The sequence below is a fragment of the Streptomyces sp. NPDC037271 genome, assembly GCF_055603605.1.
Genome location: NZ_JBVJVN010000009.1, coordinates 77273 through 104264, shown reverse-complemented (window position 1 = coordinate 104264; position 26992 = coordinate 77273). Strand labels below are relative to the sequence as shown.

Annotated in this window: 22 protein-coding genes and 3 pseudogenes; 11 read left to right on the top strand and 14 right to left on the bottom strand. The window is 73.1% G+C overall.

Annotated elements, in window-relative coordinates:
• Nucleotides 1-98: 98 nt before the first annotated feature.
• Genes ACZ7G3_RS17925 through ACZ7G3_RS17910 form a run of 4 tightly spaced genes read left to right on the top strand, consistent with a single transcriptional unit; the run spans nucleotide 99 to nucleotide 6720 of the window.
• The gene (locus ACZ7G3_RS17925; protein WP_470926602.1) at nucleotides 99-2384 is read left to right on the top strand and encodes a serine/threonine protein kinase; all 2286 of its coding nucleotides are present in this window, start codon (nucleotides 99-101) and stop codon (nucleotides 2382-2384) included.
• 57 nt (nucleotides 2385-2441) lie between these two features.
• Nucleotides 2442-4088 (top strand): hypothetical protein, encoded by a 1647-nt coding sequence (locus ACZ7G3_RS17920; protein ID WP_470926600.1) that lies wholly within the window; start codon nucleotides 2442-2444, stop codon nucleotides 4086-4088.
• A 32-nt stretch (nucleotides 4089-4120) separates the two neighbouring features.
• A complete protein-coding gene (locus tag ACZ7G3_RS17915) occupies nucleotides 4121-6124 on the top strand; it encodes an AAA family ATPase (protein ID WP_470926598.1) in 2004 nt (667 codons plus the stop codon).
• On the top strand, nucleotides 6121-6720 hold the full coding sequence (locus ACZ7G3_RS17910; protein ID WP_470926597.1) for an FHA domain-containing protein: 600 nt from the start codon (nucleotides 6121-6123) through the stop codon (nucleotides 6718-6720). Before ACZ7G3_RS17915 ends, ACZ7G3_RS17910 begins: the two co-directional genes overlap by 4 nt.
• 164 nt (nucleotides 6721-6884) lie before the next feature.
• Here ACZ7G3_RS17910 and ACZ7G3_RS17905 read toward each other — a convergent pair whose 3' ends face one another.
• The gene (locus ACZ7G3_RS17905; protein WP_426599367.1) at nucleotides 6885-8204 is read right to left on the bottom strand and encodes a radical SAM protein; all 1320 of its coding nucleotides are present in this window, start codon (nucleotides 8202-8204) and stop codon (nucleotides 6885-6887) included.
• A 107-nt stretch (nucleotides 8205-8311) separates the two neighbouring features.
• Between ACZ7G3_RS17905 and ACZ7G3_RS17900 the strand changes: the two genes are divergently transcribed.
• Nucleotides 8312-9568 carry an FAD-binding protein gene (locus tag ACZ7G3_RS17900; protein WP_470926595.1) on the top strand — a complete coding sequence of 419 codons (1257 nt, stop codon included), beginning with the start codon at nucleotides 8312-8314 and terminating at the stop codon, nucleotides 9566-9568.
• A gap of 158 nt (nucleotides 9569-9726) precedes the next feature.
• Here the strand turns inward: ACZ7G3_RS17900 and ACZ7G3_RS17895 are convergent, their stop codons facing one another.
• The 3 genes from ACZ7G3_RS17895 to ACZ7G3_RS17885 all read right to left on the bottom strand — a co-directional run bounded on the left by ACZ7G3_RS17895 (nucleotide 9727) and on the right by ACZ7G3_RS17885 (nucleotide 13320).
• Nucleotides 9727-10992 carry an alpha/beta hydrolase family protein gene (locus ACZ7G3_RS17895; RefSeq protein WP_470926593.1) on the bottom strand — a complete coding sequence of 422 codons (1266 nt, stop codon included), beginning with the start codon at nucleotides 10990-10992 and terminating at the stop codon, nucleotides 9727-9729.
• Nucleotides 10993-11077: 85 nt separating this feature from the next.
• A complete protein-coding gene (locus tag ACZ7G3_RS17890) occupies nucleotides 11078-11602 on the bottom strand; it encodes a hypothetical protein (protein WP_470926591.1) in 525 nt (174 codons plus the stop codon).
• Nucleotides 11599-13320, bottom strand: a complete 1722-nt coding sequence (locus tag ACZ7G3_RS17885; RefSeq protein WP_470926589.1) for a PHP domain-containing protein — start codon at nucleotides 13318-13320, stop codon at nucleotides 11599-11601. The genes ACZ7G3_RS17890 and ACZ7G3_RS17885 overlap by 4 nt, the downstream gene beginning before the upstream one ends.
• A 150-nt stretch (nucleotides 13321-13470) precedes the next feature.
• On the opposite strand from ACZ7G3_RS17885, the gene ACZ7G3_RS17880 reads away from it, so the two are divergent.
• Together ACZ7G3_RS17880 and ACZ7G3_RS17875 are read left to right on the top strand one after the other, a co-directional pair.
• The gene (locus ACZ7G3_RS17880) at nucleotides 13471-14055 is read left to right on the top strand and encodes a TetR/AcrR family transcriptional regulator (RefSeq protein ID WP_470926587.1); all 585 of its coding nucleotides are present in this window, start codon (nucleotides 13471-13473) and stop codon (nucleotides 14053-14055) included.
• Nucleotides 14056-14073: 18 nt separating this feature from the next.
• Nucleotides 14074-14517, top strand: a pseudogene (locus tag ACZ7G3_RS17875) (WYL domain-containing protein); the annotation flags it as partial.
• 16 nt (nucleotides 14518-14533) lie between these two features.
• Here the strand turns inward: ACZ7G3_RS17875 and ACZ7G3_RS17870 are convergent.
• The 7 genes from ACZ7G3_RS17870 to ACZ7G3_RS17840 all read right to left on the bottom strand — a co-directional run bounded on the left by ACZ7G3_RS17870 (nucleotide 14534) and on the right by ACZ7G3_RS17840 (nucleotide 20959).
• Nucleotides 14534-15376, bottom strand: a complete 843-nt coding sequence (locus ACZ7G3_RS17870) for an isocitrate lyase/PEP mutase family protein (RefSeq protein WP_470926586.1) — start codon at nucleotides 15374-15376, stop codon at nucleotides 14534-14536.
• A complete protein-coding gene (locus ACZ7G3_RS17865) occupies nucleotides 15373-15846 on the bottom strand; it encodes a hypothetical protein (protein WP_426599375.1) in 474 nt (157 codons plus the stop codon). The genes ACZ7G3_RS17870 and ACZ7G3_RS17865 overlap by 4 nt, the downstream gene beginning before the upstream one ends.
• 108 nt (nucleotides 15847-15954) lie before the next feature.
• Nucleotides 15955-17007 carry a rhamnogalacturonan acetylesterase gene (locus ACZ7G3_RS17860; RefSeq protein ID WP_470926584.1) on the bottom strand — a complete coding sequence of 351 codons (1053 nt, stop codon included), beginning with the start codon at nucleotides 17005-17007 and terminating at the stop codon, nucleotides 15955-15957.
• Complete coding sequence (locus ACZ7G3_RS17855) at nucleotides 17004-18155, bottom strand: glycoside hydrolase family 43 protein (protein WP_470926582.1); 1152 nt, start codon at nucleotides 18153-18155, stop codon at nucleotides 17004-17006. Before ACZ7G3_RS17855 ends, ACZ7G3_RS17860 begins: the two co-directional genes overlap by 4 nt.
• A 136-nt stretch (nucleotides 18156-18291) precedes the next feature.
• Complete coding sequence (locus tag ACZ7G3_RS17850; RefSeq protein WP_470926580.1) at nucleotides 18292-18951, bottom strand: response regulator; 660 nt, start codon at nucleotides 18949-18951, stop codon at nucleotides 18292-18294.
• Nucleotides 18948-20126: a sensor histidine kinase gene (locus ACZ7G3_RS17845; RefSeq protein WP_470926578.1), complete on the bottom strand. Its 1179-nt coding sequence runs from the start codon at nucleotides 20124-20126 to the stop codon at nucleotides 18948-18950. Before ACZ7G3_RS17845 ends, ACZ7G3_RS17850 begins: the two co-directional genes overlap by 4 nt.
• The gene (locus ACZ7G3_RS17840) at nucleotides 20123-20959 is read right to left on the bottom strand and encodes a lysostaphin resistance A-like protein (protein WP_470926576.1); all 837 of its coding nucleotides are present in this window, start codon (nucleotides 20957-20959) and stop codon (nucleotides 20123-20125) included. The genes ACZ7G3_RS17845 and ACZ7G3_RS17840 overlap by 4 nt, the downstream gene beginning before the upstream one ends.
• 174 nt (nucleotides 20960-21133) lie before the next feature.
• On the opposite strand from ACZ7G3_RS17840, the gene mmuM reads away from it, so the two are divergent.
• Nucleotides 21134-22042, top strand: coding sequence for a homocysteine S-methyltransferase (gene mmuM, locus ACZ7G3_RS17835; RefSeq protein ID WP_470926575.1), 909 nt, complete (start codon nucleotides 21134-21136; stop codon nucleotides 22040-22042).
• Nucleotides 22043-22117: 75 nt separating this feature from the next.
• On the opposite strand, the gene ACZ7G3_RS17830 is transcribed toward mmuM, so the two are convergent.
• The 3 genes and pseudogenes from ACZ7G3_RS17830 to ACZ7G3_RS17820 all read right to left on the bottom strand — a co-directional run bounded on the left by ACZ7G3_RS17830 (nucleotide 22118) and on the right by ACZ7G3_RS17820 (nucleotide 23980).
• Nucleotides 22118-23149 (bottom strand): alpha/beta fold hydrolase, encoded by a 1032-nt coding sequence (locus ACZ7G3_RS17830; protein WP_470926573.1) that lies wholly within the window; start codon nucleotides 23147-23149, stop codon nucleotides 22118-22120.
• A gap of 25 nt (nucleotides 23150-23174) precedes the next feature.
• Nucleotides 23175-23345 (bottom strand): annotated as a pseudogene (locus ACZ7G3_RS17825) (mycothiol transferase); the annotation flags it as partial.
• A gap of 8 nt (nucleotides 23346-23353) precedes the next feature.
• Complete coding sequence (locus ACZ7G3_RS17820; protein ID WP_470926571.1) at nucleotides 23354-23980, bottom strand: SAM-dependent methyltransferase; 627 nt, start codon at nucleotides 23978-23980, stop codon at nucleotides 23354-23356.
• Nucleotides 23981-24066: 86 nt separating this feature from the next.
• Here ACZ7G3_RS17820 and ACZ7G3_RS17815 point away from each other — a divergent pair, with 86 nt between their 5' ends.
• The 3 genes and pseudogenes from ACZ7G3_RS17815 (at nucleotide 24067) to ACZ7G3_RS17805 (ending at nucleotide 26855) form a co-directional block, all read left to right on the top strand.
• Nucleotides 24067-24675, top strand: coding sequence for a helix-turn-helix domain-containing protein (locus ACZ7G3_RS17815; RefSeq protein ID WP_470926569.1), 609 nt, complete (start codon nucleotides 24067-24069; stop codon nucleotides 24673-24675).
• A 102-nt stretch (nucleotides 24676-24777) separates the two neighbouring features.
• Nucleotides 24778-24969, top strand: a pseudogene (locus ACZ7G3_RS17810) (transposase); the annotation flags it as partial.
• A 572-nt stretch (nucleotides 24970-25541) separates the two neighbouring features.
• Entirely contained in the window at nucleotides 25542-26855 is a 1314-nt protein-coding gene (locus ACZ7G3_RS17805) for a vanadium-dependent haloperoxidase (protein WP_470926567.1), read from the top strand.
• The last annotated feature ends 137 nt before the right edge of the window (nucleotides 26856-26992 follow it).

Sequence of the window (26992 nt, the reverse complement as noted above, 5' to 3'; positions counted from 1 at the left end):
GTGGAACACGTTCGTACCGGAATTCCCTTGGGTATTGTCGTGCCACCCCCGCACCCATCATTGCGGTCGTCCCCGAAGTCGACTTCCCGGAAGGCCGGATGGTGACTGATTTCGTTTCTCCCACGGACGGCGGATTCACCGATGCCCGCCGGACCGAAACCCGCCCCGTACGCGACGACGTACCACCGGCGCTGGCCCGGAGGTTCGCCCTGGTGAAGCTGCTGAGGGCCGCCGAACGCCCCAGCCAGGCCGTCGTGCTGCGCGTCCGGGAGGCCGACGCTCAGGCAGGTGACGCGCCGCTGGTGCTGAAGTGGTACCACCGCATGCACGCCCCGGACCCCGCGGTGGGACGGCTGCTCGGCGAGGAGCCCGGCCCCCACCTGGAACGGCTGGTCGAGGCGGGGCTCGCCGACGGCCACCCGTACCAGCTGTTCCGGTCGCACGGGGAGACCGACCTGCGGGCCTACCTCGACGGGAGTCCCGGCCCCATGCCGCCCGCACGGGTCGAGGCCGTGGCCCGGCAGCTGCACGCCGCGGTGTCCGCGCTGCACGAGCGGGAGATCGTCCACCGCGACGTCACCCCGGACAACATCATGGTCGAGAGCCGCCGCGGGAACGCGCTGGAGCTGGTGCTCGTCGACTTCGGGGTCGCCGCGTACCGGCCCGACGAGGACCCCGGACCGCGGCGGGCCTGGCGGGGTAAGCCCAAGTACCTCGCGCCCGAGGCCGGCGCCCTCCACCAGACCGTCTCCGAGGCCGGAGACTGGTGGGCGGTCGGCATGATCCTCGCCGAACTCGCCCTGGGGACACACCCCGTGGACTTCTTCAGCGACGAAGCGGTACTCAGGGAGATCGCCACGCACGATCCCGACGTCAGCGGCGTCCGCGACGGGCGGACCCGCCGGCTGTGCGAGGGGCTGCTGACGCGCGCCCCGGAGGACCGCTGGGGCGCGGACGAGGTCGCGGCGTGGCTGGCCGGGGAGTCCCCGCCGGTCCCCGGCCGCACCCGGGAGCAGGCACCGGGCACCCCGCCACCCTCCGACCTGCGGCCCTTCCACTTCCTCGGCGAACGGCACACGGAACCGGAGCACCTGGCCCGGGCCCTGGACTGCCATCCGTCCGCCACGGACGCGATGCTGGCCGACGCCGAGGACCGCGCCGCCCTGGTGGAGTGGCTCGGCCAGTTCGAGACCGCCGGCGGGCGCAGCCCCGAGGAACTGCGGCGGCTCGCCGCGCTCCGCGGCGAGCTGCGCGAGCCCCCCGGCCCGGAGACCGGCGCCCGGCTGATCACCTGGCTCGGCCCGTACCGCGAGGTGTCCCTGTGGGGCGTGCCGCTGACCGCCGAAGGCATCCGCGCGCTGAGCCGGGGTGCCCGCCGGGACGACTCCGAGGCGCTCGCCCTGGTCCGGCACCTGACGGGGGCACCGGGGATCCTGACCGTCCTGTCCCGGCGCCCCCGCGGGGAAGGTCTGGACGAGGTGCGCGAGCGCTGGGGCGCGCTGCGGGACCGCTGGCCGCACCTGGTGCGGGAGCTGCGCCGCGCCCCGGACATCGGCGGACTCGACCGGGTCCGCAGGGCCCTCAGGCGGACCCCCGCCGTGGACGCCCGGCTCCTCGAACTGGCCCGTGAACCCGACCGCGCGGCGGCACAGCTCGCGCGGGAGGCCGCCACGGTACGGGGCCGGCTCGCCGCGCCCGTGCCCTGGTTCGACCGGCTCGTGGAGTCCGGCGAGGACGGCGAGCCGCTGCGGCTGCTGGTGGCGGCGCTGCTCGCCGAGCACGCCGTCCGCGAGGCCGCCGAGCGGCACTCGCGCCAGGTCGACGAGGAGGTCCAGCGGCTGATGGACGAGGACGCGGACGGTGTGGTGGCCGTCATGCGGCGCATGGACCGGCCGCCGACGCTGGCCTGGGCGCTGTTCGGCGCCACCGTGCTGACGGCGCCCTGGTGCTTCGTGATCGCGCTGGCCGACGCGCTCGGCCGCGCCTCCCAGGAGGCGGTCGTCACCGCGTGGGTGCAGACGGTCCCGGCGGCGGCCGCGGTCTTCGCGGCGGAGCTGCTGACCGCCGCCTACATCGGGCCGCCCGCCTACCACCCGCACCGGTCGCTGGCCGGGCTGCTGATCCGCACCGCCGACCGGCCCGCGAGGTTCGTGCGGTCGCGCCGGTTCGTGACGGTGCTGCTCGGCGCGGCCGTCCTGGCCGGTGCGGTGCTGCTCGGCTTCTACGCGCTCGCCGTCGCCCCGTGGGTGTGGCCCCTGGCCAGTGCCGTGCTCCTCGCCGGGTGGAGCGTGCGCCGCTGCCACGCCTGGCGCCGGGAACGGCGCGCCCGGCTGGCCCGCCGCGTGGGCGTGCGGCGCGGCCGGATCGCCGCGCGCCGTGCCTGACGGGCCCGTCCGGCACCGACATTCCGATGCACATGAGCAGAGAACGGGAGGCAGGGGATGAGCGCAGGAGCCGCGTTTCCCACCCTCGACCTGGTGGCACCGGCCGTGGCCTTCCCGGCCCCGGCACCACCGGTCGACCTGTCCGCGGTGCCCGATGCCGGTGCGGCACAGCTGGGCGACGCCGCCGCCCGGGCGTCCACCCACGCGGGCGACGCCGCCACGCAGGTGTCGGACGCGGTGAGCCACGGGCTGCAGGAGGCGGCCCAGGCCGCCGTGGAGGTCCTCGGCACGCTCAGCGGCGTCCTGCTCGCGGGCCGCGCCGCGATGCTCACCACCCGGGCCCTCGCCTCGGCCGCCGTCCGGGCGGCCGAGGAACAGCGCTGCCTGGAGCGGCAGGAGGCCCTGTCGGCCACCTGCGCCGAACAGTGGGAGGCGGCCGCGTACGCGGTGGTACGGGCGAACGCCCGCAGGACCGCACTGCTGGCCCGGCACGCGCGCGCCGGCGTCCCGTCCGGCGGCGACCAGGGGCCGCCGCGCCCCGACCTGCCTCCGCCACTGGACCCGGTGGGCCGTCCGCTCGGCGCGCTCCGCGCCGACCTGGCCCGTTTCGAGGAGGCCGTACGCCGGGCCGAGGAGACGCAGACGGCCTGGGAGGTCGGCCGGCTCGCGGACGTGATGGACGACGCGGACGAGGCCGACGACGCCTGGCGGCGCCTGATCCGGGAGCGCCGGGACGCCATGCTGACCCGCCACATGTCGCACCGTGAGCCGGCCGCGGAGCGGACCGGTCAGCCCCCCGCGGAACCGCCCCGGGCGACGGCGGAGACGGAACGGGACGCCGAGGCCGTCCGCCGGCTGGGCGCGGACATCCTGGCCGCGCTGGATCCGCAGGCGGCACCGGCCACCGTCGAACTGGCCGTCGCGTCGGTGGGGCGGGCCGCACGGCACGCCGGGGAGAACCCGACACGGGCCCGCCGCCACCTGGGCGAGGCCCGCAAGTTCGTGCAGGACGCCAACCGAAAGGCACGCCTTTGCCGGGCCGAGGAGGAGTGGGCCGCCGCCCAGCTGGACTTCCTCACCCGCCGCGCCCCCGAGGACACGGAGCCGCTGCCCGAGGCGCCGGACGCGGAGCAGCCCCTGCGCCGGCTCCTGGCGGACGGGGTGCCGCTCACTCCCGAGGAGCGGCGGCTGGTGGAACTCCGGGTCACCGAACGGCTGACGTATCTGGAAGGGCTGTACGTGCGCACCCAGTTGACCGGGGTGATGGCCGAACTGGCGGAGCGCTACGGCGGCCCGGCGGACGCGACGCGTCCCGAGGGGCAGGAACTGCGACTGGACTGGACCCCGGACGGCTGGGGGCCCGACCACTGGCTCCGGTTGACCCTGGTCCACGGCACGCTGCGCATCGCCACGATGTACCGCGGCGGCGGCCCGGGCGAGCGGCGGCCCGAGGACCTGGCGGTGGACGACGCACGCTGCGCGGAGGCCCGCCTCCGGATCGACGAGTTCGCCGTCGTGGCACGCGGGCTGGGGCTGGACCTGGACATGCGCGTCGAACAGACCGGGGGCGCGCTGCCGGGCCTGCGCGGCGAGGACGGCGCCGTCGCACTGGACGAGGTGCTCGCGGCGGGCGCGCGGAACCGCGCACCGGACCACGGGACCCCCGCCCGCAAACACCGGACCGTCGGTGACCGGACCCGCTGACACGGCGGGGGCACCCCCATCGGGAAGGACACATGAACCTGCAGAAGGAAGCCCGGTTCCCGCTCTTCGCGGAGGAGCTGGCGGGCACCCTGAGCGTGCACGCGCAGTACGTCCTGTACGGCAACTTCCGCGACCTGCACCTGGTGCGGATCCGCGACCGCGACCATCCGCTTCCCCTGCTGGGGGTGTTGTGGAACCGGTTGCGCCCGCTGGGCTACCAGGCGCTGCTGCTGTGCGACCAGGTCTCGGGCATCCAGGTGATGCAGGCGGACGACAACGTCCGGGAGGCGGTGCTGACGCTCCTGGAACCGCTGGACTTCCCGGGCGCCGGTCCGGCACAGACCCAGCGCACGGTGGCGCAGCTGAGGGCGATCGGTGAGGGCTGGGGGCCGGAACGGGCCAAGGTGCGCGGCGACCGCGTACTGCCGCCGCTGCGCGTGGCCCTGGTGATCGACCACGCCTCACGGCTGGTGGGCGACGTGAACCGGCTGACCCCCGAGGAGCGCGACTTCTTCCTCGCCTGCCTCCAGCTCGCGGTCGAGGCCAAGCCCGTACCGGGCCCGCCGGGCGCCACCGACGACGCGGCCGGATCGCTGTTCAACCCGCTGATCTGGCTGGCCGACGGCGAACGGGACCTGCCGAACTGGCTGCTCACGGGCAGCGAGCGGATCCGCACCGTCGCGGTGCCCGAGCCGGACGCGGACGAGCGGCGGCGGATGGCGCGGCAGCTGCGGCGGGAGTACCTGCGCGCCGCGCCGTCCTGGCAGCCGGACGGGGAGCGGACGACGACCGCGCGGGCGGCCGGCCGCGCGACGGAGGAGGAGGCGGAGGAGTCCGTCGGGGCGTTCGCGCGGGCCGCTTCCGGCATGAACCTCACCGCCATGCAGGAGAGCCTGCGCCTCGCCCTCGCCCGGCACCTCCCGTTCGACCGGATGCCGGACGCGGTCCGGATCTACCGGCTCGGCGTGGAGCGCAACCCGTGGAGCCGCGACGAGATCCGCCGGCGCATCCTCAAGGGCGAGGACCCCACGGACGAACGGGCCATCCCGCGACGGGTCCTGGGCCAGGAGGCGGCCGTGGCGATGACCCTCGACATCCTGAAGCGGGCCGCGCTGGGGCTCTCCGGTGCGCAGGCCACCAGCCCCGGGCACCGGCCGCGCGGCGTGCTGTTCTTCGCCGGGCCCACCGGCACCGGCAAGACCGAGCTGGCGAAGGCGGTCGCCTCGGTGCTGTTCGACAGCGACCAGGCGTACCTCCGGTTCGACATGAGCGAGTTCTCCGCGGCGCACTCCGCCGACCGACTGGTCGGGGCGCCGCCCGGGTACGTCGGTTTCGAGGCGGGCGGTGAACTCACCACCGCGGTACGGGAGAACCCGTTCCGGGTGATCCTCTTCGACGAGATCGAGAAGGCCGACAAGGGCGTCCTCGACAAGTTCCTCCAGGTCCTGGAGGACGGCCGGCTCACCGACGGGCAGGGCGTCACCACGTACTTCAGCGAGTGCGTGCTGATCTTCACCTCCAACCTGGGGGTGCAGCGCACCGATCCGCAGACCCAGGAGTGGCAGCCGCTGGTGGAGCCGGGCACGCCGTACCCGGAGCTGGAGGCCCTGGTCCGCAGGAACATCAAGGAGCACTTCGAACGGGTCATCGGACGGCCGGAGCTGATGAACCGGCTGGGCGGGAACGTCGTGGTGTTCGACTTCATCTCCCCCCAGGTGGCGGAGCAGATCTTCGATCTCCAGGTCGGCAACGTCCGGCGGCAGCTGGCCGCCGGGCACGGCATCGTGCTGGAACTGACCGACGAGGCGCGTGAGGTGCTGCTCGGCCACTGCACCAAGGACCCGTGGAAGGGCGGGCGGGGCATCGGCATGGTCCTGGAGACCCACCTGATCAACCCGCTGGCCCGCGCCCTGTTCGCCAAGCCCCATCTGGCCCCGGGGGCGGTGGCGCTGGTCTCGGACGTCAGGCAGGACGAGGCCGGACGGGTGGAGATCGCGGTGGACTTCGGGAACGGCGCGGAGGGCGGGGCGCGATGACGGTGCCCGGCCACGGGGGCGACGACGACGCGGGAGGGCCCGAGGACGACGGCCTGGACCTGGTCCCGCTGTCCGGTGTGCGTCCGCTCGGGCGCGGCGCCACGTCACCCGTGGCGCCGCCCGCCGCCACACCACGCCTCGTCACGTGTCCGCACTGCGGTGCCCGGCTCCCGGCCGGCACGGCCTCCTGTCCGGCGTGTCTGTCGCCGCTCCGGAGCGGCCCGGCGCCGGCGGGCACCGCGCGGGGGCCGTCCCGGACCGCGGCGCTGCGGCTGGTGTTCCGCGGCGCCGGGAGCCACCTCGAAGTACCGCCCGGCGGGGAACTGCGCCTCGGACGGGACCCGGCCTGGGCCCCGGAGGCGGCCGGCCTCCTCGCGGAGGAACCGACGGTCTCGGACCGGCACGCCGACATCACCCACGGCGAGGACGGCACGGTCTCGCTGACGGAGGTCCCGCAGGGCGCCACCAACGGGGTGCGGGTCAACGACCGGGTCCTGGCCCCCGGCCGGACGGAACGCCTCGCGGACGGCGACCGGGTGTGGCTCGGACCGGTGGTCAGCTTCACCGTGCGGGTCCCGGGACAGCCGTCCTGCTGACCCCTCCCCGCGGGCCTGGGGCGGGGAGTCGGACTCGTCTCCCCGCGGGCCCGGGGCGGGCAGCCGGCCTCCCCGCCCCGGGCCGGGCCTTCGCCCGGTCACCGCCGTCCGGCGTGGAGACCTGTGGCGGTGACTCGTGTCTTCGGGTCCGCTCGTACGGCGGCTCACACCTCGACGGGCTCGTCCTCCGGCAGGCTGTCCATGAAGGAGCTGACCGAGAAGACCGCGCGGCCGGCGCCGGGCAGGCCATAGCCGGGGGGCGAGGACAGGCCGAACTCGTCCATCGTGGCGCGGTACGCCTCGAGCAGCCGGATGTGGTACTCCAGCGGCGCGCCCTGCGGGTTGGCCTTGCCGAGCGGGGTGGTGGGCTCGGGGCACCAGGTGGTGAAGCGGGGCGTGATGCCGTGCGACATGAAGAAGCGCAGGCCCTCGGTGGTGGACGCGATGGCCTCGTCGACCGTCTTGAAGCCGAAGGGCTCGGCCATCTCCACGCCCGCCACGAAGTTCGGGATGACGTTGCGCGCGCCGAACACGTCGGTGGAGTCCAGGATGCGCTTGTGCCACTCGTCGCGGCCGACGTAGCGCTCCTTGCCGGGGCAGTACATCTTGAACAGGTACTCGTCCCACACCTCGTAGTTGGGGTGGTAGATCTGCACGCCGTAGTCCTTGAAGCGCTGGACGTCCGGCTTCGGCAGGGCCTGGGCGACGACCTTGCCGATCCACCGGCCGGGGAAGTGCTCCTCGATGGCCTTGGCGTACCGCCCGTAGAAGTCGGCCTCGTCCAGGCCCTGGACCTTCGACGTGATCGCGCCGCCGGTGAGCGTGTACGCGGTGGAGATCTTGGCGGTGTCGTACTTGTTGATGATCTCCAGCGCCTCGAGGACCTCGTCGACGTCCTTCACGCCCGTGTACGGCCGCCCGGCCGCCTTGTGCTGGCGCCAGTTGTGGTTGATGTCGCAGTACTGGCACTCCTCCTTGGCGCCGAAGTACTGGCAGACGCGGAACGCGGTCAGGTAGATCAGGTAGCCCCACTGGATGGTCGGGGCCACCTCCATGACCGACTTCCCGTTGGAGAGCTTGTGCCGGTAGTACTCGGGCATGGGCGGCACGCCGACGTCCGAGATCCGCCTGCCGTCCAGGTAGAGACCGAGCTGTCCCTCCTCGTCGGCGGCGACGCGGTAGGGGGACGCCGGGTTCACCCGGACCGAGACGACGGTGCGGCGCAGGTCGTAGGGGCCTCCGGTGAGGATGATCTCCTCGGGCGGGCGGCGCAGCGCGGCCTCGCCCAGCTCCGGCAGGGTGCCGTGGTCGAAGGAGAAGATGAAGTACGACTTCGGCTTGACCTCGCCGTCCTCGTTGTCGCTCAGCGCGGAGGGGTCGAAGGCCACCCCGCCGCGGAGCAGGTCCTCCTTGAAGACGGCTTCCCGCGGTACGTGCGGAAAGCGCTCCATCAGATCCTCGACCAGCGCGGTACGGCTGCCCATCCCGTTGTCTCCTCCCGGCTCAGGCGTTCGACTTCTCACGGTATGCCCCCGCCCGTGCGGCTTCCCGCGCGGGGCCCCTCCAGACGCGCCGGGTAGGTTTCCGCGGTATGAGCGACATCACGGTGACCAATTGGGCCGGCAACATCACGTACACGGCCAAGGAGCTGCTCCGGCCGCACTCACTGGACGCGCTGCGGGCCCTGGTGGCGGACAGCGCGAGGGTGCGGGTGCTGGGCAGCGGGCACTCCTTCAACGAGATCGCCGAGCCGGGGTCCGAGGGCGTCCTGCTGTCACTGGCCGCGCTGCCGGCCCAGGTGGACGTCGACACGGCGGCCCGTACGGTACGGGTCGGCGGCGGCGTCCGGTACGCGGAGCTGGCCCGGCTGGTGCACGGGCGGGGGCTGGCGTTGCCGAACATGGCCTCGCTGCCGCACATCTCGGTCGCCGGGTCGGTGGCGACCGGCACGCACGGTTCCGGGGTGGGCAACGGGCCGCTCTCCTCGTCCGTGCGCGAGGTGGAGCTGGTCACGGCGGACGGTGGGACGGTGACCGTCGCCCGCGGCGACGAGCGGTTCGGCGGCGCGGTGACCTCGCTCGGCGCGCTGGGCGTCGTGACCTCGCTCACCCTCGACCTGGAGCCGGCCTACGAGGTCGAGCAGCACGTCTTCACCGAGCTGCCGCTGGACGGCCTGGACACGGCGACGTTCGAGACGGTGGTGGCGGCTGCGTACAGCGTGAGCCTCTTCACGGACTGGCGGGCTCCCGGCTTCCGGCAGGTGTGGCTGAAGCGGCGCACCGACCAGCCGCTGCCCGACTTCCCGTACGCCGCGCCGGCCACCGAGAAGATGCATCCGGTGCCGGGGATGCCCGCCGTGAACTGCACCGAGCAGTTCGGGGTGCCGGGCCCCTGGCACGAGCGGCTGCCGCACTTCCGCGCCGAGTTCACGCCCAGCAGCGGTGCCGAGCTCCAGTCGGAGTACCTGATGCCGCGCGAGCACGCGCTGGACGCCCTGCGTGCGATGGACGCGATACGGGAGGTCGTCGCGCCCGTTCTCCAGACCTGTGAGATCCGCACGGTCGCCGCGGACGAGCAGTGGCTGAGCCCCTCCTACGGCCGGGACACCGTGGCCGCGCACTTCACCTGGGTCGAGGACACGGCCGCGGTGCTGCCGGTGGTGCGGCGGCTGGAGGCGGCACTGGCACCCTTCGCGGCCCGGCCGCACTGGGGGAAGGTGTTCACGACACCTGCGGGGGCGCTGCGCGCGCTCTACCCGAGGCTGGACGACTTCCGGGCGCTGGCCGGGGCGCTGGACCCGGCGGGGAAGTTCACCAACGCGTTCGTACGGGGGGTGCTGGCCGGCTGAGCCGCCCGGGCGCCCCGGCCTCGGTCTCGGTCTCGGTCTCCGGTCCCGCGAGCGGTGGTACCGCACCGCTCGGCGGGCGTGCCCGGCCGGGCGCCCGCCCGCACTCACTCACTCACGCGAGAACACCGGCACCCCGACCTCCCCCACCTCCCCGGCCTCTAGGCCAGGGAGCGGAACCAGCGCACCACGGCCGCGGTGCCCGCCTGGTGCGAGCCCAGGTGCCGGGAGTTCTCGTAGTCCGGGGTGCCGAGGTCGACGGTCCGGACGTGGACGCCGCGGGCACGCAGGGCGGCCCGGCAGTGGGCGGTGTTGGCGGTGACGGCCTGCTCGTCGCCTTCGGCGTGGTAGAGCCGGAGCGGGGCCCGCGGTGTCCAGTCGGCGCACACCCCGTCGGTCACCCGCAGGGCCTCGGCCAGCCTCCCGGAAGGGTGCTCCAGCATGGCCCGGCCGTGGGGTGTGAGCAGTTCCTCCAGCGTGTCCGGGGTGCCGAGCACGACGTCCTGGCCCGGGTGCGTGCCGTCGAACAGGCCCTCGATCGTGCGGTGGTAGTCCTCCTCGAACACCTCGGCGGGGCTGTCGTAGAGGTGGTGCAGCCGGTTGAAGGCGACCAGGGTGAGGGCCGCGTAGATCACACCGGCCTTCTGTTCCGTCTCCCCGGCCAACAGTGCGGGCAGTTCCACGTCCCGGAAGGCGTAGGCGCCGCTGACCGGTGCCACCGCGCCGAGCCGGAACCAGTCGTCGGCGCGTTCCTGGAGCGCCCGGGCGAGTCCCAGTGCCGCCGAGGCGCCCTGGCTGAAGCCGGTGGCGAACACCTCGCGGCGCAGGTGGCGTCCCTGTTCCGCGGCGACGGCGCGGGAGGCGCGCAGCATGTCCAGGGCCGCGGTGGTCTCGGAGGGGATGTCCATCCACGGGTGCGGTCCCGGACCGAGGCCCAGTCCCAGGTAGTCGGGGAGCGCCGTGGCGAATCCGGCGGAGGCGTGGGTGAGGGCGGGGGCCTGGTCCCACACGCTCGTCGAGACGGACGCCACGTCACCCTTGAACAGTTCGGTGCCGTGGGTGAACGACACGGTGCGCAGCCGTCGTTCGCCGTTGCGGGGCAGGGCCAGCAGGCCGCTGGCGGTGGTGGGGCGCCCGTGCGGGTCCACCGTGCGGTACACGATCCGGTAGGTGTCCACCCCGTACCGCACGGTGCCGGTGTCCCAGGCGCCCTCCTCGTCGCCCGCCAGTTCGGCCGCCACTTCGCCGGCGGACAGCGTCCGCAGGTGCTCGGTGGAGACGACCGCTCCCCGCACGCCGTCCGCCGCGACCCGGGCGGGCCCTGCGGGACCGCCCGGGGCCTCCTGCGCCACGGAGACGGCCGTTGCGCTCACTGACAGGGCCGCGGCCACCGCCGCGGCCGTCATCACTCTGCTCGTCCGGTTCATGCGACGACCGTACGAAGCGGACCGTGTGCGCGGCCATGCGGTCAACCCGTGTGCCACCGGGGGGTTTTCCCCCGTGCGGACGTCGTCAGTGGTCCGCGCAGCACGGCGTCGGGTCGGGGTCCTCGAACGGCACCAGGGTGCCGCCCGCCGCGGGCATGGCGGACAGGACGAGACGGCCGTTCTGCCACTGCGGTCGGACGTGTTCCCGGGTCACCAGCCTCATGTCCGGGTCCGGTTCGCCCGGTGTGCCCAGTACGGTCACCCGGTCGATCGCGGAGCGCGCGAGCAGCTCCGCGAGCGTCAGTGTGCCGGTGAGGGCGCCCGCGCCCGGGTAGAGGACGGCACGGCCGGCCTCGTCCGGGGCGCCGTCGCGGACCTCGTACCCCTGGGCGGTGAGCCGGTCCCGGGCGGTGCGCAGGACCGGCTCCCGTTCGGCGGCCAGCGACAGGGCGACGCGCGGGCGGCCGTCCCGCACCAGGTGCGTGCAGCCGAAGACGCCCTCGGGGAGGTCGAGTTCGGCCGCGAGCGCCTGGAGCAGGTGGTCGGCCTCGCGCAACGTCGCCGCGTCGGTGTCGATGCCGATGACGTACGGCGCGGAGGGCTGCTTCACGACGGCAGGATCCACACCGGGTTGGAGTAGAACCACAGGTCGCGCCACGGGTCGGCGTCCCCCACGACGTCGATGGCGGGACCGGCCGGGTCGACCTTCGCGCCCAGCGCGCCGACGGCGGACCGGTTGCCGTCGGTGCCCCGCGTACGGAGGTAGACGGGGCGGTCGACGCGGCCGAGGTCGTAGGTGAGCCGGACGGTGCCGGTGTCCTTGTTCACCTCGTACGACTTGACCACCCGCGCCGTCGGCGCGGTGAAGGTGTCCTTGTCGGCGACCTCGCCGGTCACGTCGCCCTGGATGACGTCGACCCGGGCCAGCTTCGGGGTGAACCCGGCCCAGTTGGGGCCGCCGGCCAGGGCCACGTCCATGGACAGGGTGACCCGGGTGCCCTTGCGGACGTGCAGGGCGCCGCCGAGCGTGGCCCAGCGGCCGCCGCCGGACACGCGCACGTCGAGGCCGCTGATGAGCTGGCCGTGGTCGACCCAGATGCGGCCGGCGCGGATGCCGTCCATGACGGCGGCGTAGTTGAAGCCGTCGGAGCCGACGTGGGTACGGCTGTACTGGCCCGGCCAGTAGTCGCCCTGGGTGACGTCGATCCGGCCGGCGTAGACCGGGTCGTCGTAGCGGCCGTTGGCGTTGAAGTCGCCGCCGCCGCGCGCGGCGGTGTCGCCGTACACCTGGTGGGAGTCGGAGTTGGCGGTGATCCACCAGGGGCGGCCCTCGGCGAGCAGGCTGTCCCACAGGCCGCCGACGGTGGCGGTCATCCAGTCGAAGCCGCCCCAGGTGCGGTAGCTCTCCAGCGGGTAGCCGGGGAAGGAGTTGGCGCCGGGGCTGCCGTCGTAGATGCCGCGGGCGCGGCCCATGCCGAGCGGCTTCGGCAGGCCGGCCGCTTGGTGGCCGGGGGCGCCCTCGAAGCCGACCGCGATCTGCCGGTCGCCGGTGCCGGTGGCGTCGCGCCAGGCGCGGATCTCGTGCGGGGAGTCGATGCCCTTGCGCGCCGGGTGGTTGGCGAGCATCAGGGCGTCCTTGACCTTGCGCCGCTTCACCTGGTCGGCGAGGAAGGAGAGTCCGGCGACGGCGAGGGCCTCGTTGGCGGGCGTGGAGGCGGTGGCGCCCTTGACTCCGCCGTCGTAGCCGGTCTCGAACTGCTTGAGGACGGAGACCTCGTTCTTGCCGGGGTGGACGAAGACCGTGCCGTGCTCGGCGGCCGGGATGTTCCACTCCAGGCCCTGGAAGACGAGGGTGTCCTCGTAGGTGTCGCGGGCCTCGCGGATGTCCGGGTTGACCTTCTCCACACCGATCTTGGCGTGGGTGACGCTGCCGTGGTCGGTGATGACCATCCAGTCCATGCCGTGCCGGGCGCCCTGGCGGACCTGGTCGACGACGCGGTACTTGCCGTCGCTGCTGTACTGGGTGTGGATGTGGTGGTCGCCGGCGAGCCAGAGGAAGCCCTTCTTGCGGCGGCCGTTGCCCGCGGCCTGCGCGGGGGCGGCGGCCGCGGTCTGGGCGAGGACGGTGCCGGCGGCCAGTCCGGCGCCGAGCAGACCCGCACGGCGCAGCAGACCGCGGCGCGACTGCTGTTCGGGGCTCAGGGCCTCGTCGGGGACGCTGGTGTCGAAGGCGGCGGGCAGGGGCTGCGCGGCCTCGTGGTCGTGGTCGTGCGTGTGTGCGTGTCCGTGGTGGTGATGGCCGTGCCCGTGACCGTGTCCGTGCCCCATGAAGTTCCTCCTGGATACCGCCGCCGTGCGCGGCTCCGAGGAGAATCGAGGCAGAAGATGAACGTTTAACGACTCGGAGATGAGCCCCGCCTGCCGCCCTGCCTGCTCTAGCATGAAACCTAGGATCCCTAGGAAGAGGGAAGGTGGCCCATGCCCCGAGCGGGCCTTACGACCGAACGCGTCGTCGCGGCCGCCGCCGACCTCGCCGACGAGGCCGGGTTCGAGAGTGTCACCGTCTCCGCGCTCGCCCGGCACTTCGGGGTGAAGGACGCGAGCCTGTACACACACGTCAGAAACCTCCAGGACCTGCGCGTCCGGGTCGCGCTGCTGGCCGGCGGCGAGCTGATCGAGGAGATCGCGGCGGCCGTGGCCGGCCGGGCCGGGAAGGAGTCGCTGGCCGCCTTCGCGGGCGCCTACCGCTCGTACGCCCTGCGCCACCCCGGCCGCTACGCCGCGACGCAGATCCGCGTCGACCAGTCCGTCGCCGCCGGCTCCCCCGCCCTGCGCCGCACCGCCGAGATCACCTACGGCATGCTGCACGCCTACGGCCTCACCGAGCCCGACCTCACCGACGCCGTACGCCTGCTGCGCAGCACCTTCCACGGCTACTGCGCCCTGGAGGCCGCCGGCGCCTTCGGTGCCCCGCGCGACGTACAGGCCTCCTGGGAGAAGGCGGTCGACGCCCTGCACGTGGCGCTGGAGCACTGGCCGCGCGAGCGGACGGACGCGGCCTGAGGGGGTTCCTCGGGACCTTCCGGCAGGTGGTACGTCACGGGCGCGGACGCCCGGATCGGCGAGGACCGGACCTTCCGGCTCGATCGCATCGCGGACGCGCGGACCCTGCCCGGCTCGTTCGAAGCGCCCGCGGGCCCCGCTCCGGCACAGCGTGTGGTGTCAGCGTTCGCCACGGCCGAGTACCGGCACGAGGTGACCCTGCGGATCCACGGGACGGTCGAGCAGATCCGCGCCCGCCTGCCCGCCGGCGTCGCGAGCCTGGAGGAACACGAGCCCGTGGCGGGCGAGGGCCGGGCGGCCGAGCGCTGGCTGCGCGTCGAGCTGCGGGCCGAGCGGCTCGACTGGCTGCCCCCGGTGCTCGCCTCACTCGACCGGCCGTTCGTCGTCGAGCGCCCCGATGAACTGCGCGACCTCGTCCTCGCGTTCGCCGATCGCCTCACGTCCTACGCCCGCCAGGCCTGACGGCGACGAACCGGTGTCATGGGATGGCCCGCCTGAGGGCCGGTCGGCTCAGGGCCCGCACCTCGTCGTACGCGGGCGTCGCGCCGCCCGGGGACCGGCCCGCACCGATGTCGGCCGCCGCCCGGAGGGCCGCGCCCAGCGCCCGCCGGTACAGCAGCGAGCCGAGGCTGACGCGGCCCACGCCGAGGTCGGCGAGGTGCGGCAGCGAGGGGCCGGTGGGCGAGTAGAGGACGTTGAGGGGCACGTCGAAGTGCGCGGCCAGGGCCGCGATCCGGCCGGGGTCGGTGAGGCCCGGGACGAAGACGCCGTGGGCACCGGCCTCGCGGTAGGCCTCCAGGCGCCGCACCGTCTCCGCCGCGCGCCCCTCTTCGCCTGCGTCTCCGTCGCCCGCGCCTCCGCCCTCGCCTTCGCCCCCGCCTTCGCCTTCGCCTTCGCGGAGCCAGTACGTGTCCGTGCGCGCGTTGACGAACAGGCCGGGGGCCGCCGTTCTGACCGCGGCGATCTTGGCCGCGTGCCGGTCGGCGGGGCCCAGAGCGTCCTCCAGGTTGATTCCGACCGCTCCGGCCGCCGCCAGCCGCCGCGCCAGCTCCCCCACCTCGTCGGGGTCGTCGCTGAAGCCGTCCTCCACGTCGACGGAGAGCAGGAACGGCGCCGAGCCCAGGGTGACGGCCAGCCGCAGCGTCTCCTCGCGGGTCGCCGACGCCCCGTCCGGCAGCCCGCTCGCCGCCGCGACGCCCAGGCTGGTCGTACCGATGGCCCGGAAGCCCTGCCCGGCGAGGGCGAGCGCGGAGGCGTGGTCCCAGGCGCACGGCAGCAGCAGGGGTTCGCCGGGGCGATGGAGGCGGGCGAAGGCGGTCACGACAGATCGCCCACCGCGTCGGCGTAGTACACGGATTCGGTGAGGTGCACGGCGAGTTCGCGGAAGCTCCAGCCCTCGCCGGGCGAGTGGTCGAGCTGCTCGTCGGTGAGCGCGTCGAGGCGGTTGGCCCAGATCCGGGCGAGCCGGACGAGGCGGCTGCGGGCCTCGTCGAGGTCCTCGGCCGTGAAGGGGGACCGGTCCGCGTCCGTGGTGATCATGGAGGCGTGCCAGTGGTCGGGCTGGGTCTCCTCGCCGGCCAGCCGGGCCTCCAGCTCGGCGAGGTGGTCGACCATGTGGTCGGCGACCCGGCGGATCGCCTTGTGCGGGGTGTAGACGCGGCCGTCGACGTGCGCGGGCCGCCCGTCCCACCGGGTCCAGGTGGCGGCCAGGGCGAGGACGTGGTCGACCATGCCGGTGACCGCGGCGGCGGGCGTGAGGGGGACGGTGGTGGCGGTGTTCGTGTCGCTCATGTCCCCCACGCTAGGGGCCGGTTGTTTCGGTGCGCGCCGAAGTGTCCCCGTCCCCCGCGCGCGGGTGGTCCGGCCTCCGGCTGCCCTTCGCCGCCGGAGGCCGGACGCTCACCGTGCCCGTACCGTGCCGCGCGGTACCAGGTGCTGGGCGACCAGCTCGTCCCGTACCAGGCCCGCGTAGACGGTGGCGCCGTGCGCGGACGTGTGGGTGTTGTCCCGTTTCTCGTCGGTGAGGTAGAGGGCCTTGGAGCCCTCCACGCCCAGGGACTCCACGAGCGCCTTGGTCTTCGCGGTCAGGTCGATCAGCGGCACGCCCTCGGCGGCGGCGACCGAGCGGACGACGGCCGGGTGGTCGACGCCGAGTCCGTTGACGAGGAGGGCGGTGCCGTTGTTCAGGGTGCCGTCGGCGTTGAACCAGCGGCGCACGACCGGCGTGACGAGGACGGGCCGGCCGCCGCGCTCCCGCACGCCCGCCACCAGCGTCTCGAGGTTGGCGCGGTAGGTCGCCCCGTCGGTCGTCTTGTCGTTGTGCGCGAGCTGGACGAGCACGAGGTCCCCGGGCCGGATCCGTGCCCGCACGGTGCCCCACAGCCGCTGGTCGGCCAGGTAACTGACCGTGCTCTCCCCGGAGTCGGCGTGGTTGGCGACGGACAGGCCCTTGCGGAGGTACCGCGGCAGCTGCTGGCCCCAGCCGGAGTAGGGCTCCCCCGGCTGGTCGCAGACCGTGGAGTCCCCGACGAGGAGGACCTGCCGCGCGTGCCGGGCGGGTGTCACCCGGATACCGGCGAGGGCGGGCACCGAACCGCCGATCACCAGGTCCAGGCCCGGGCTGCCGTCGGGTCCGGTGGGCTCGCCCTCGGGCGTGCGCACGTCGACGGTGAAGCTCCGGGCGACCCGCTCACCGGCCCCGGTGGCCGTCTCCGCGAGCAGCGACCGCCCGGTCTCACCGCCGATGGCGGTCCGGGCGGCATCCTCGCCCCCGAGCAGCACCTTCACGTCGTACGTGCCCGGCGGGACGTCGAAGTGGCAGGCCGTGGCGGTGCAGTCGGCCATCCCGTGGGCGCCGTCCTGTGCCCCGGTCCGGGCCTGAGCGGGTACGGCGGTCAGGGCTCCGGCGGCCAGCGCGACGGCGACCAGGGTGACGGCGGCTGAACGTCTCACGCCCGCCCCCGCCCCGCGTGGTCGGCGACCGGGACGCCGAAGTCCGGTGTGCCGTCCGCCTTCCAGCCGAACCGCTGGATGCGGGTGTGCCGGTTGGGGTCGTCGAGCGGGTCGCCGTCGATCTCCTTGTACTGGCGGGCGTGGTAGACGAGGACGTCGGTGCGGCCGTCCCGGTCGACGGTGAAGCAGTTGTGGCCGGGGCCGTACTGGCCGGTGGCGTCGTTGCTGGTGAAGACGGGCGTCGGCGACTTCGACCAGTTCGCGGGGTCCATCAGGTCGGCGTCCGCGTCGACGGTCAGCAGGCCCATGCAGTAGTTGGCGTCGGTGGCGCTGGCCGAGTAGGTCATGAACAGGCGGCCGTTGCGGGCGATGACCGACGCGCCCTCGTTGACCTTGAAGCCGACGCACTCCCAGTCGTACTCGGGTGTGGAGAGCCGTATCTGAGGGCCCTTCAGCGTCCAGGCGTTCTCCATCTCGGACAGCCACAGGGCGGTGTTGTTGTCCATGCCGGGCTCGTACTGGGCCCAGGCGAGATAGCGGGTGCCGCGGTGGGTGAAGGTCGTGGCGTCCAGGGAGAAGGTCTCCCAGGCCGTCTTCACCTGGCCGCGCTCCACCCATGTGCCCCGGAAGGGGTTGGGGTGGGAGTTCTCCAGGACCCAGATGCGGATGTCCCAGACGCGCTCGGCGGGCGCGGCGGCGAAGTAGATGTACCACTTCCCGCCGACGCGGTGCATCTCCGGCGCCCAGATGTGCGCGCCCATGTCGCCGGTGGCGTGTTTGCGCCAGATCACGGACTCGCGGGCGGTCGCGAGACCGTCCAGGGTGCGGGAGCGGCGCAGGATGATGCGGTCGTACTCGGGGGCGGTCGCCGTGAAGTAGTAGAAGCCGTCGGTGTGCCGGCGGATGTGCGGGTCGGCGCGGTTGCGGACGAGCGGGTTCACGTACGGGGCCGCCTTCCTCGGCGTGGCGGAGGCGGACGCGGCGGTGGCGGCGGACGCGGCGGCGGGGACGGCGGCCAGGGCCCCCGCGACCGCGGCGCCCTTCAACAGCAGGCGTCGCCCCGGGGCTGCGGGCCCGTCAGGCGAAACGGGCTGACCGGACCGGCTGGGCCGGCTGGGCTGGGCGGGCTGATCGTCGGCGCGGCTCATGCGGGCTGCCTCTCGACAGGGCGCCCGACACGACTGGTTCGTCATGTCGAACGTCATCTGTGATTACGAACGTCGAAAAGGTAAGGGTGTGGCATGGAGAGGTCAACGGGTCGGACGCCGATAGCCGAGCGGCGCGTCAGTTCACCAGGCCGTGGCGGTAGGCGTAGACGACTGCCTGGACCCGGTCGCGCAGACCGAGTTTGGCGAGGATGCGGGACACGAAGGTCTTGACGGTCTCGGGGCTGATCACGAGGGCCGCGGCGATCTCACTGTTGGACAGGCCGTCCGCGATGAGGCGGAGGACCTCCGTCTCCCGGGGGGTCAGCGGGCTGTCGCGCGGGGTGCCCTCGGCGGGCCGGATGCGGGCGGCGTACCGGCCCACGAGCCGCCGCGTCACGTCGGGGTCCAGCAGTGCCGCGCCCATGGCCACGGTACGGATGCCGTGCAGCAGCCGGTCCGGCGGCGCGTCCTTGAGCAGGAACCCGCTCGCTCCGGCGCGCAGCGCCTCGTACACGTACTCGTCCAGGTTGAACGTCGTCACCACGAGCACCTTGACGGGATGTGCCACCCCGGCACCGGCCAGCAGGCGGGTCGCCTCGATGCCGTCGAGCACCGGCATGCGGACGTCCATCACCACGACGTCCGGGCGCAGTTCGCCGGCCAGGTCGACCGCGGCCCGGCCGTCCCCGCACTCGCCCGCCACCTCCAGGTCGGGCTGGGCGTCGATGATCGTCGCCAGCCCGGTGCGGATCAGTACCTGGTCGTCGCAGACCAGGACCCGGACCGGCGCGCTCATGACGGGCTCCCCGCGGGTATGCGGGCACGGACGACGAAGCCGCCGCCCTCCCTGTGGCCCGCGCTGAAGTCGCCGCCCAGGACGTCGACCCGTTCACGCAGACCGGCCAGGCCCCGTCCGCTTCCGCCGGGCGACGCGGCCCGCGAACCGGACCCGTCCGTGCCGACCTCCACGGTGATCTCCCTTTCGCCGTGGTGCACCAGGACCGAGGTGCGGCTGCCGTGGTCGTACTTGAGGGCGTTCGTCAGGGCCTCCTGCACGACCCGGTAGGCCACGAGGTCCGCGCTGCCGGTCGAGGTCGGCGGCGTGCCCTCTTCGGTGAACTCCACCGGCTGCCCGGCCCGTCGGGTCTGCTCGACGAGGGTGAGCAGCCTGCCGACGGGCGGCGTCCTGCTCTCGCTGCCGTGGTCGGTGCCGAGCGGGGTGCCGTGGTCGGGGTTGAGCAGGTCGAGGAGGTGCCGCAGGTCGGTGATGGCCCGCCGGCCGGTGTCGCTGACGGCGGTCAGGCTCTGGTCGAGGCGCTCGGGCGCGGCGGTCAGATACCGTGCCGCCTCGGCCTGGACGACCATCGCCGTCACGTGGTGGGTCACGACGTCGTGCAACTCGCGTGCGATACGCGTGCGTTCGGCGGCGCGGGCGTCGTCGGCGACACGGGCCCGGCGCTCGGCCTCCGCGGCCCGGACGGAGCGCATCCACACGCCGACACCCCACGCGAGGACCATGGCAAGGTAGAACGTCACGAACTCGGCCGCCGGTTCCCCCGGACCGCGCCGGTGGAGCACCACGGCAAGCGGCACGTACGCCACGGACAGGACGACCAGGGTGACCCGCCGGTACCGCTCCAGATAGGACCCCGCGCTCAGCAGCGCGATGGGCAGCGCGGTACCCGCGATCAGGTGGTACCCGTTGATCTGGTCGACGGCGAAGCCGGTCGCGACCAGGGCGAGGCAGAGCACCGGCCACCGCCGGCGAAGGGCGAGCGGAAGACACTGGAGGACGAGCGCCGCGCCGCCCAGCGCGTCGAGGGACTGGGTCGGCAGACCGCCGACCTCCGTCCCGTTGCCGCGCAGCCCCGGCAGGAGCGACGAGACGAGGAGCAGCACCCCGAAGGGGAGATCCCGGACCGTGACGTCGAGCCGGTGCCACAGCTCCAGAATCCGCCGACGACCGATCACCGGGAAAGTGTAGCGGTGGAATCGACACGCGCCGCGCGCCGGGAGCGGGGCACGATGTTGCCGCGCCGGTGGGCCAGCCACAGGAACACGATCGTCAGCAGCGCTCCGAAGCCGACCGCGTAGACGCTGCCCTCCGGTCCGAATGCGCCGCCGGTGAGCAGCTTCGGACCCGACATCGCGGTGTCCAGCAGGCCATGGCTGGCGCCGTTTCCGGACACCTCGGTGCTGAAGATGCCGGCCGCGGCGAAGTTCCAGCCGAAGTGGACGCCGATCGGGACCCACAGGTTGCGGGTGGCGGCGTACGCGGCGGCGAGCATGAAGCCGGCCTCGATGGCGATGGCGATCGCGCCCCACAGGGTCGCGTTCTCGTTGAGCAGGTGCGAGAGGCCGAACACGACGCCGGTCAGGGCCAACGCGATGTACGTACCGGTGCGCTCCTCGATGATCCTGAACAGCACACCGCGGTACACCACTTCCTCGGCCACGGCCACGCCGGCCATGAAGCCGACCAGCCCCAGCGCGCCCGTCACCGAGCCCAGGCCGTCGATCTCGTAGTGCCCGGCGACGAGGAGGTTCGCGATGACGGCCGAGAACATCCCGACACCGATCACGATCCCCCACCCGGTCTTGCCCACGGCACCCTTCCGGGCCACGTCCAGGGCCGGCCGGTGCTCGGTGCGCCGCACCACCCACCCGTACACGAGCACCGCGAGCGCTGCCGAGGTGAGACCGACGACGAGCGTGAGCCAGTCGTTCTCCTTCACCGCCATGACGGCACTTCCGCTGATGGCGTAGATCGCCATGACGGCGAGGAACTGCCAGACAAACCTCACGGGAGAACTCCTTGACTCCAAGACCGGGCGGCCCGCGGCCGGAGTGCCGCGGACTGCACCCGACGCTACGGATCCGGCAGCCGAAGATCGTCACCTCACGGTGGACACCTCGCCGTAGCTCTCACGGGGGACAAGACCTCCGGTCCCACCCCGTGGAGTGACTACTGTCGAGCCATGACCAGCGACTTCGCCGACGCCCTCGCCTCCGGCCGCCCCCTCGTGCTCGACGGCGGGATGTCCAACCAACTGGAGTCGGCCGGGCACGACCTGAGCGACGAGCTGTGGTCGGCCCGGCTGCTCGCCGAGGAGCCCGAAGCGATCACCGAAGCACACCTCGCGTACTTCGCGGCGGGCGCGGACGTGGCGATCACCTCCAGCTACCAGGCGACCTTCGAGGGCTTCGCCCGGCACGGCATCGGCCGGGAGCGCGCGGCCGAACTGCTCGCCCTGAGCGTGGAGCTGGCCCGGGAGGCCGCCCGCCGGGCCCGGACGGCCCGCCCTCTGTGGGTGGCGGCGTCGGCCGGCCCGTACGGCGCGATGCTCGCGGACGGCTCCGAGTACCGCGGCCGGTACGGGCTCGGCGCCGGGGAGCTGGAGCGCTTCCACCGGCCCCGCCTGGAGGTCCTGGCCGCCGCCCGGCCGGACGTCCTCGCCCTGGAGACGGTGCCCGACACCGAGGAGGCGGCGGCGCTGCTGCGGGCGGTGCGCGGACTCGGCGTGCCCGCCTGGCTGTCGTACACGGTCGTGGGCGGCCGCACCCGCGCCGGTCAGCCGCTGGAGGACGCCTTCGCCCTGGCGGCGGACGCGGAGGAGGTCATCGCGGTGGGCGTGAACTGCTGCGCCCCCGAGGACGTGGCGGGCGCGGCCGAGACCGCCGCCCGGATCACCGGCAAGCCGGTCGTCGCCTACCCCAACAGCGGGGAGACCTGGGACGCGCGGGCCAGGGCGTGGCGGGGGCGTTCCTCGTTCGCCCCCGAGCTGGTGCGGGGCTGGCGGGCGGCGGGGGCACGGCTGGTCGGCGGGTGCTGCCGGGTGGGCCCTGACTCCATCACGTCGATCGCGTCGGCACCGGCGCCGGCATGAGGCGGCGGCATGAGGCGGCGGTCGTGCGGCCCGCCCACCAGTGCCGTATCCGGCAGCGTTCGCCTCGTAGTCCCGTCATCCGTCGAGGAAACGCAAGAGCTCGGCGGTGACGAACCGGGGGTTCTCCTCGACGAGCCAGTGCCCGGCGTTCGGCACGTCCACCGCCCGCACGATGTTGGTCATGCGCGGGGCCACGGTGCCCCGGATCGCGTCCAGCTGTCCTTGGGCGGTCATGAGCAGGACCGGGTCAGATATCGGTGCTGCTGCCACGGTGTCGCGGACGTCTTCGTCGAGGGCACGGTAGAGCTCGAAGCCGCCCGACAGGGCCTCGGGCCGACTGTAGGTCCGTGCGTACTCGTCGATCTCGGCGCCGGTGAACGGGGACCGGTCAGAGGTGCCACCGAACGCCGTTCCCCCGAACGAGACTTGGGGATAGAACAGTGCCAGGTACTCGCGGACGTCGTCGCCCACGACCGTCTCGGGGACCCGTCGCTGGGAGTGGAAGGCGATGTGCCAGCTCAGTGAGCGGTAGGTGGGGGCGTCGATCGCGGGCCCGGGCAGCGGCAGGTCGAGATAGCCGAGGCGTGCGGTGTCGTCGGGGAACTGGCTGGCGTACTGGAACGCCACCGCGGCGCCGAGGTCGTGCCCGATGACACGGGCGTCACTCACCCCGAGTCGATCCGCGATCAGCGTGTGCACGTACCGTGCCAGCGTGGCTTTGTCGTAGCCGGTCGGTGAACCGGTGCTGTCACCCAGTCCGGGAAGGTCGACGGCGTAGACGGTGTGGTGCTCGGCGAGTTCCGGCATGACCGGCCACCAGCTGTACCAGGTCTGTGGCCACCCGTGTATCAGCACTACCGGCGTGCCGCTGCCGCCGGTCACGTAGTGCATACGGACGCCGTCGACATCGGCGAACTCGTGTCGGAAGGTGTCCTGGAACCGGGGATCGTCGCGGGTGACGGCGGCGTGGGCGGGGACGTCGTCGCCGGTTGCCGGCGGGGAACAGGCCGCGGCGCCGATCGTGAGCAGAAGGGTCAGGACGACGGTTGCCGCCGTGCGCGCGGATCGGAGTAAACGGCGCGGCAGCGCCCGTGGTGCGGTAATCATGGGTTCCTGTCCTGGAGAAGGTGGATCAACGCCCGGTCGTGCCGTCGATGAGTCCGCGGAGGACGTCCGCGTGACCCGCGTGACGGCCGGTTTCCTCGACCATGCGGGTGAGTGCCCAGCGGACGCTGGGAGCGGGGCGGCCCGGCGCGGTGTTGGGCACCGTGGTCTCTCTGCCTGCGCCGGATGCGGGCGCCGGCCGCCGTGTCATGCGGTGCGGCGGATGAGGAGGACGTGGTCGGTGACCTCCGCGGTGCGCCCGTCCGGTCCGGTCGCGATCCGGCGGGGCGCGTCGGCCCGCTCGACCGTCCATGTCCGCGGGGGCAGGTCGATGCCCTCGGCGACTTCCCGCGGGCCCGGGTAGCGGATGTCGGGATCCTGGTTCCACGACCACGGCGCGGTCGAGCCGTGGTCCACGACCAGCAGTCGTCCGCCCGGGCGCAGTGCGTACGCGGCCGAGCGCAGGGCGGTTGCCCGGTCCAGGTCGAAGGGGGTGTGCAGGTAGTGGGCGCAGACCAGGTCGAACGTGCCGGGCGGGAAAGAGCCGTGCAAGTCGGCCCGCACGGTGGCGACGCGGTCGCCCAGGCCGTGTGAGCGGGCGAGGGCGGTGAGCCGCTCCACCGCCACGGCCGAGATGTCGACGGCGGTGACCTGCCACCCCTGGCCGGCGAGCCACAGCGCGTCGCCGCCGCCGCCGCATCCGAGGTCCAGCGCATCGCCGGGCGGCAGGCCCGTCACCGTCTCGGTGAGGCGGGCGTTGGGCCGTGGGCCGCCGGTCGCCGGCCGGTCCGCGTGGACGCCGTCCCAGAACGCGACCGCATCGGTGCTGCTCATCAAGGCTCCTTGTGTCGGTGTGCGTTCAGTCTTGCCAGACACCCCCGAGGTGGCACGGAATCTTGCGGTTACGGCAAGATGGCCTGATGGATCGCGAGACGGACAACGAAGTGCTCGACTCGGTGGGGCCGCGCCTTCGTGCGCTGCGCCGGGACCGCGGCATCACCCTCGCCGACCTCACGGCAACAACCGGCGTGTCGGAGAGCACGCTGTCCCGGCTGGAGAACGGGCAGCGTCGGCCGAGTCTGGAGCTGCTGCTGCCGCTGGCCCGCACCTATGACGTTCCGTTGGACGACCTCGTCGGCGCCCCGCGCACCGGCGACCCCCGGATCCACCTCAAGCCGATCAGGCGGTTCGGGATGACCTTCGTGCCCCTGTCCCGGCGACCGGGCGGGGTGCACGCGTTCAAGATGGTGATCCCCGCCCAGCCGGAACCACTCGAACCGACCCCGCAGACCCACGAAGGCTTCGAATGGCTCTACGTGCTCAACGGACGTCTGCGGCTCGTGATCGGCGAGCGCGACCTGACGCTGCCGGCCGGTGAGGCAGCCGAGTTCGACACGTCCTTGCCCCACTGGCTGGGCAGCGCCGACGGCGGCGCGGTCGAGCTTCTCATCCTGTTCGGCCTGCAGGGGGTACGTGCGCACGTCCGCACCGACCCTCACCGGTCGTCTCAGGCCGAGCGCAGGCCGTGAACTCGAAGAGGGATCCCGTATGCGCGCCGGCAGCGAGCGTCACCGCATGGACGCTGCGGTCGGCAACATGGCACCCGCTGCGCACCGTTGGATGCCGGAGCGGAAAACGGCTGGACGCCGGCGGAGGAGGCCGGGCACGCGGGTCCCGATCGCATCCGCCGGCTGCTGAACCGGATCGAGTGGGACGCCGATGAGGTCCTGGACGACGTACGCGACTACGTCGTGGAACACCTCGGTGACCGGGATGCCGTCCTGATCGTCGACGCCACCGGGTTTCCGAAGAAGGGCGTCCGTCGGTCGGCACGCGTACGGCCGCCCGTGAGGTCCTGCGGGCCTCGACCTCGATCTGCGGCCTGGTCGCCGTGGCTCCGGCCGCCCTGTTCGACCCTGCTGGAGCAGCCCGGCTCACGCCTTGCCGCGGGCTGGTGCCGCCTCCGACGGTCCTCCGTGCCATCCGGGCATCGGACGTCCCAGCACGGCAACCTCATCCTGGCCGAGGGAGGCCGGAAGCGCGCGTCGCGTTCGACGCGCCGGCGGATCTTGGCCATGCGGACCAGCGGACCAGCGGACCAGGTGGCGGTCGGCGGGTCGGCGGGTCGGCGGGTCGGCGGGTCGGCGGAACCTTGAAGGCCTCGGACCGGCATCCCGTTCACCTCGCGCCCCACGTGACTCACGCCACAACAGGGGAATGTGTCCGTCCGTGCCCCCGTGAGCAGGAACGTCGAGATTGGGCGCGGGGAATCACCGTGTTCGCGCCCGCTATCAGATGGAACCGGTCCCACGGAAGGCGGATGCACGTGGCACTCCAACGCACCATCGACAGCGGCAAGTTCAGGACTCCACTTCTCCTCGCCGGAGCTCTGGCGATGGCAGTCGGCAGCCTCGCCGCCGTGCCCGAGCGGGCGATGGCGGCCCAGCAGGCCGAACTGGCGGCGGGGGCCGGGCAGTCCGACCATGTCGTGTACTGGAACAAGGTTCTGGTGGAGAGCTTCCAGGGCCTGAAGGAGGCTGACGCCACTCCGGGGAGTCTGGCACGGGCGGGCGCGATGATGAACGTTGCCGTGTACGACGCTGTCAACGCGATACACCCCATCGGTAAGCCGTACCTCATCAGACCCACGTCCGGTGGGGGCGGGTCCGTCGACGCGGCGATCGACCACGCCGCCTACGGCGTGCTGAGCAGAACGCTGCCCCAACTGGACTTCACCGACGAGCTCGAAACGGCCCTGGCGATGTCGCCGAGCACGACGCCCGAAGCCTTCGCCATTGGCAAGGACATAGGTGAGAAGACCTCAAGGGCGATCACGTTCCTGCGAGAGCGGGACGCCTCTTCCATCAACGTGCCGTACACCCCCGGAGACCAGCCGGGCGACTGGCGCCCCACCAGTCCCGGTGTCCCCCCGCTGACGCCCAACTGGGGTCGAGTGAAGCCCTTCGGGATCGAGTACGGCTCGCAGTTCCGACCGCCCCTGCCCCCAGCCCTCACCAGCGCCCAGTACGCGGCGGAGATGAACGAGGTCAAGGAGTACGGCGGTGCCGACCCAGCCACCACCAAGCGGACGGCGGAGCAGACGGAGATCGCGCATTTCTGGGCCAACGACCTGGACGGCACCTACAAGGCCCCGGGCCACCTCTACGCCCTCACCAACGACGTCGTCGAGAAGCGGTGGCCGGACAGTCGCCCGACGCAGACGGCCCGCCTGTACGCACTGATGTCGATCGCGCTGGCAGACGCCGGCGTAGCCGCCTGGGACGCCAAGTACATCACCGAGGTGGACCTGTGGCGGCCCGAGACTGCCATTCACCTTGCGGACACCGACGGGAACGCGGCCACCACGAAGGACGCTTCGTGGCAGCCTCTCTCGCAGGATCTGGAGGGCAATCACTTCTCGCCACCGTTCCCCGCGTACATCTCCGGCCACGCCACCTATGCGGCTGCCTGGGCGGGCATCATGAAGAGGTACACCGGCAGCGACACCTTCGACTACACGCTGGAAGCGACGACGGTGGATCCGTTCGCGAAGGACGCCGTCCGGTCGTTCAACTCGTTCAGCGAGATCGCACGGGAGAACGCGCTCAGCCGCGTCTATCTGGGTGTGCATTTCCGCTCGGACGCCGAACAGGGCACCGTGGTCGGTGACAAGGTGGCCGACTACGTGTACAACAACGTCCTGCGCTGACGGGTCACCCCGTGGGGGGGGGGGGGGGGGCGGCGGGGGGGGGGGGCGTCCTCCCCCCCCGTCGGTGGTCCCCCCCCTTTTGTGCGCTGCGGACGGAACGGAAAGGGGTTGGGGTGACAAGGTCCCTCCAGGGAAAG